General features: G+C 38.3%; 4 protein-coding genes and 1 pseudogene. All 5 read right to left on the bottom strand.

What is annotated here, in order from left to right:
* Positions 1-36 precede the first annotated feature (36 nt).
* Positions 37-909, bottom strand: a complete 873-nt coding sequence (locus KQI83_RS05810) for a hypothetical protein (RefSeq protein ID WP_216555387.1) — start codon at positions 907-909, stop codon at positions 37-39.
* A 41-nt stretch (positions 910-950) separates the two neighbouring features.
* Positions 951-1,790, bottom strand: coding sequence for a deoxyribonuclease IV (locus tag KQI83_RS05815; protein WP_216555388.1), 840 nt, complete (start codon positions 1,788-1,790; stop codon positions 951-953).
* 253 nt (positions 1,791-2,043) lie between these two features.
* On the bottom strand, positions 2,044-3,339 hold the full coding sequence (locus tag KQI83_RS05820; RefSeq protein ID WP_216555389.1) for a hemolysin family protein: 1,296 nt from the start codon (positions 3,337-3,339) through the stop codon (positions 2,044-2,046).
* Positions 3,340-3,627: 288 nt separating this feature from the next.
* A complete protein-coding gene (gene ilvD, locus KQI83_RS05825) occupies positions 3,628-5,295 on the bottom strand; it encodes a dihydroxy-acid dehydratase (RefSeq protein ID WP_216555390.1) in 1,668 nt (555 codons plus the stop codon).
* Positions 5,296-5,427: 132 nt separating this feature from the next.
* Positions 5,428-6,210: pseudogene (locus KQI83_RS05830) on the bottom strand (hypothetical protein); the annotation flags it as partial.

Here is a 6,210-nt window from a genome sequence, read left to right on the forward strand (position 1 = left end):
ATACGCAAATAAATACCAACGTATTTCTCAGTTTCACTATCTGCTTACATTATAACGTCTTCCGGTTGTACTCTTGTAACTTTCTGAATAGCTACCGGTCTTACTATAGCCGGAACTATAACTGCGGAATTTTAATTCATACAAATTATCTCTTGCATTTTTCTCCACACCGTTACTAATGTCACTTACCTTATTTGCAAAAGAGTCCGCTGTTCCGAAGAGTGATTTTATTTTCTCTAAGTCTGCTTCTCTTAATGTGGAACTCTTTACACTAAGGGTTCCATCTTTATTCTGTGTAATTCCAATCTCTTCTAAGGCTTTCGCATTCTTGGTAACCTGCCTGTCTAATTGTTGAATATAAACTTGACGTACCTGTCCTCCAAGCTTTTCCATGCTGTTTCGCATCGTATTGTAATCATCCACAAATCCTTGAATCTGTTTCACAATTTTATTTTTTTGTGTTTCCGCAGAAACTTGAGAAGTATCGCCTGTACTTTCCTCTGTCTTGCTTTCCTCAGTTTTACTCTCTTCTGTTTTACTCTCTTCTGTCTTACTCTCTTCGGCTTTACTTGTTTCCGTTCCGAACAACGTATTCTCTCCACGCTTTAAAAATGCTATTACGCGATCTTGAATACTTGCAGCCGATTCTCCCATATCTGTATAATAGCTTTTTTCTAACGCAGTATTCGTGGTACCTGATTGATATTTAGAAAGGAATGAACTATTTCCTAAAATACTATTTCGATTAACGCCTGTACTTTTGGTGGTACTATTGCTTTTTGTACTGCTCAATCGTGTACTACTTGTTCTAGAGCTTCCTATTAAAGCAGCTTTTCTTCGTGCACTCTGCAAACTTCTCTGACCGACAATTTTTGCTGCATTCATAGCTGTCCGACTAATATGTCTCATTCACCCATCCCCTTTTTATTCTATATTTTGGATTACTTCTTTTATATCGGCTCATGATAACATTTTCTTAACGTTTCAATTTCTTTTGCATATCCTTCTAATTCATTTGGTGTTTCTAAGAAAAACGGAAGTTTTCGTAATTTCGGATGATTTACTATTTTTTCAAATGCCGAAAATCCGATTTGCCCTTCTCCTATCTTTTCATGTCGGTCTTTGTGACTTCCTAATTCATTTTTGCTATCATTTAAATGAATTGCTTTTAGCCGCTCAATTCCTATCACCTTATCAAATTGTTCTAATACTCCTTCTAAGTCATTTACAATATCATACCCTGCATCAAACACATGGCAAGTATCCAAGCAAACGCCCAAATGACCGGTATCCTCTACTTTTTCTATAATGGATGCAAGTTCTTCAAAACTTCTTCCTACTTCCGTTCCTTTTCCTGCCATGGTTTCTAAGAGAATGGTAGTCTTATATTGTTTTTCATTTATACGGTTCAACATTTGCGCAATATAATCAATTCCCACTTCCACGCCCTGTTTCACATGACTTCCCGGATGGAAGTTATACATTCCATTTGGTAAATACTCCAACCTGCTTAAATCATCACACATGGTTTCATAGACAAATTCCCGCAAGTCTGCATCCTTTGCACAGGCATTCATGGTATAGGGTGCATGAGCTAAAATCTGTTTGATTTCATTTTCTGCTGCAAAAGCAAGATAAGATTCTATATCCGCTACATTTAACGCCTTCGCTTTTCCTCCTCTGGGATTCCTGGTAAAAAACTGAAAGGTATTTGCTCCTATTTTGACTGCTTCTTTCCCCATAGCAAGATAGCCCTTGGAAGAAGATAAATGACATCCGATTCTTAACATTTTTGTTTCCTCTCACTTGTATTCATTATATCATGAAGCAAAGCTTCATGACCAACATTCGTCGTTCGTCAATTATGCAAGCATGTTGACTCACTTGCACTCATTATATCATGTGCAAAATCAGCTCCGGCAAAAGCCAGAAAAACCTGCGGTTTTGCTGGCTCGCGGGCGCGTTCACATAGATTGAAGATGTTTGCTGATACAAGTATCCTCAAACATCTTCAATCTATGCTCACTTTTGCCTTCGCGTACATTATATCATATGTATCAAAGCTTCTTCTACCTGATGTTCATATATCTTGGTTACCGAAATCCGGACTTTATCTGTTTCTACCTCTATTTTACTTCCATCTCTTGGAATAGAACCATAGGTAGCAAAAACATATCCACTAAAAGTATCATATTTTTCAACCGGTAATGCAATCTCCAACATCTCAGCCACTTCATTTAATGGTAGGTTTCCATAAATTTTCCAGTTAGTATTATCTATCTGCTCCATTCCTTCTTGCTTTTCTTTTGGGGAATCTTCGTCTTCTAAATCGCCTACCAACTGTTCTAACAGGTCATTGATAGTAACAATTCCTTCTGTTCCACCATATTCATCTAATACAACAGCAAAATGATTTCTGGATTCCTTCATTTGTCGAAACAATACATCTGCCCGAATTCCCTCGGGGACAAAAAATGGTAACTGTACTGCATCTTTCATAACACTTTCACGACTTTTATCTTTTAAACGAAAATAATCCTTTACATTTAAAATTCCCACCACATTATCCACAGATTCACCACATACAGGATATCTGGTATGTCGACTTTCATGAATCAGTTTTTCCCACTGCTCCATGTTTTCTTCTTTCCATAAAATAACAATGTCCTTTCTGTGTGTGGCAAATTCTCCTACTGCTAAATCATCAAACTCAAATACATTTTGAATAAATTCCTTTTCTTCATAATCAATGATTCCTTTTCGGCTTCCCGCATCTACCATCATACGGATTTCCTCTTCACTGACCTCATCTTCTTCTGCTGACGGATCAATTCCACAAAGTCGCAATATTCCATTTGTAGATACCGTCAACACCCATACAATGGGCGCAGATAGTTGTGCTAACACAGAAATGAGATTTGCCATTCCAAGTGCAAGTTGCTCTGTCTTTTTCATTGCAAGACGTTTTGGTACCAATTCTCCAAATATCAATGTAAAATAAGAAAGAATTATGGTTATCAAAACTACGGATATTGTATCCAACGTCTTTTTCGGAATAGGCACTCCAATTCCTACAAACCATAATGTCAGACTTTCTGAAAAATTATCTGCTGCAAAGGCACTACCTAAAAATCCAGACAATGTAATTGCCACCTGTATGGTTGCTAAAAACTTTGCCGGCTGACTGGTAAGTTTGGAAAGCCTTATTGCCCGCTTGTTTCCTTGGGTGCTTAACTGTTCTAACCTGGTATCATTCATAGAAATCACGGCAATTTCTGCACAAGCAAATACTGCGTTTAATCCAATTAAAATTATTTGTAATAATATCTGTCCTATCATTTTATCCTCCAAAGCCACTTTTTATTATCGTATCCATCTACTCTTTCTCTGTTGTTATCATCTTAATAATCTTTTTAGACGCAAAAAGACATACCCATAATCCTGATAGAAGGAATATGAATATGTCCTTTTTCGATAATATGTAGCGGTATTTGAATTATCACTGTCACTATCGTCCATCTGCTGTTATACTGCTCCTTTACCATAAATTTATTACAAATCCATGATATGCTAAGGAACCATGTGTGTCAATCAATCCTTTCGTTTCTTAACAAGATATTAACAGTTTTACTGTGCTTTGTTCAATACAGCTCCTTTTGCTCCTGAAGTAACAAGACCTGCATAACGAGCCAGATATCCGGTTGTTACCTTCGGCTCTCTTGGCTGCCATTTTGCTCTTCTTGCTTCTAGTTCTTCATTTGAAACAGCTAATTCCAATGTCATTTCCGGAATGTTAATTTTAATGATATCTCCTTCTTCTACTAATGCAATCGTTCCTCCTACTGCTGCTTCCGGAGATACATGTCCGATAGATGCACCACGGCTTGCACCCGAGAAACGTCCGTCAGTAATTAATGCTACCGTAGAACCAAGTCCCATTCCTGCAATCGCTGAAGTAGGATTTAACATTTCTCTCATTCCCGGTCCCCCCTTAGGTCCTTCATAACGAATTACTACTACATCACCTTCTACAATCTTACCACCTTTGATTGCTGCAATCGCATCTTCTTCACAATCAAATACTCTTGCCGGTCCTTCGTGTACCATCATTTCAGGTGCAACCGCAGAACGTTTTACAACACTTCCGTCCGGTGCAAGATTTCCTTTTAATACTGCAAGTCCACCGGTCTGGCTATATGGATTATCTAATGGACGAATAACCTCAGGGTTCTTATTTACTGCTCCTTTGATATTTTCACCTACTGTTTTTCCGGTTACAGTCATACAATCTAAGTGAAGCAATCCTTTTTCTGCTAATTCATTCATTACGGCATATACACCACCTGCTTCGTTCAGGTCTTCCATGTAAGTTGGACCTGCCGGTGCAAGATGGCACAGGTTTGGTGTTTTCTCACTGATTTCATTTGCAAATGCAATATCAAAATCGAATCCTACTTCATGTGCGATTGCCGGTAAATGCAACATACTGTTGGTAGAACATCCCAATGCCATGTCAACAGTTAATGCGTTTAAGATAGCATCCTTGGTCATAATATCTCTTGGACGGATATTCTTTGCATACATATCCATAACTGCCATTCCTGCATGTTTTGCAAGACGAAGTCTATCAGAATATACTGCCGGAATGGTTCCGTTTCCGCCAAGTCCCATACCAAGTGCCTCTGTCAGACAGTTCATAGAGTTTGCTGTATACATACCGGAACAGGAACCACAAGTTGGACATGTCTTTTCTTCATATTCACAGACTTCTTCTTCTGTCAGTTTTCCTGCGGCATATGCTCCAACTGCTTCAAACATGGAAGACAAGCTGGTCTTATGTCCCTTTACATGACCTGCAAGCATCGGTCCACCGGATACAAATACGGTAGGGACATTGATTCTTGCTGCTGCCATCAAAAGCCCCGGTACGTTTTTATCACAGTTTGGTACCATGACTAATGCATCAAACTGATGCGCCAGTGCCATACATTCGGTAGAATCTGCAATCAAATCTCTTGTTACTAAGGAATACTTCATTCCTTCATGTCCCATGGCAATTCCATCACAGACTGCAATAGCCGGAAATACTACCGGCACACCACCTGCTTCTGCAACTCCCATTTTTACTGCATTCACAATCTTATCCAGATTCATATGTCCCGGTACAATTTCGTTGTAAGAACTTACAATACCAACCAATGGCTTTTCCATTTCTTCTTTTGTAAATCCTAATGCATTAAACAAAGAACGATGTGGTGCCTGTTGCATTCCTTTTTTTACATTATCACTTTTCATTCTTCTACCTCTTTCCTTCTCAACTTTTTATTGCCTTTATTATACTCTGACAGTTGTCTGCCGTCAATATAGTTGTATTACAATTCTCCGGGTATTATCATTCACGCTTTTTGTAGTAACATACACAGATTTCTAATTTACCGGGAACTGCCCCAGATAATGTCCATCTGTCATATCCATACTGTAATAATATACCCCATCTGTAATTAACCCTCTGGCTACCATTCCGTTCCAATGATAAAAGACCACTCTTCCATATGGGTCATATGAAAATCCATTTGTTCTAAGTGTTCCGTCACTGTTTGCCCAGCCAAAGTCTACACCGTTTGCAAACTGAAACCATCCCTCACACTCCAATTTTCCGTTCCCATTTAAGTAATAAACTTTGTCTCCCAAAAAAGTAATCTGGTCTTTATAAATATAACCCTGTGAATCAAAATAGCAGGTATATCCTACACTTGGACAATACTGGAAACGATTGAATACCTCATGCCCTTCTGTGTCAAAATAAATAATATGTTCCCCATCCGGGTGATAAGTCAGCCGGTCTGTCATTGCTGTTCCATCTGCCTGAAAATAATAAGTATAATCTCCATCAAACTTAAATTCATTTGTTACTAAACTTCTATTGGCATCATAGCAACGGGTTTTTCCATCTTTTCCTTTTACAAAGGTATACCCGCCATACTTCTTACCGGATGCGAGTTCTTCATTTGACGTTTTCTCATACCTTGTATACAGCATCGAAACAGGCAGATTCTTCACCGTACTTGTACATATTTTACCATTTTCATCCTTCCATACAAAGTTATCATTTTTTCCCAAATCAAAACTTACTTTAAAATTCGGGGCTACTTTAATACTCTTTAAATTTTCACACCATGCAATCATATTTGTTGCCTTATCTTCTGAACA

Source organism: Roseburia sp. MSJ-14, assembly GCF_018918225.1.
Classification (GTDB): Bacteria; Bacillota; Clostridia; order Lachnospirales; family Lachnospiraceae; genus Petralouisia.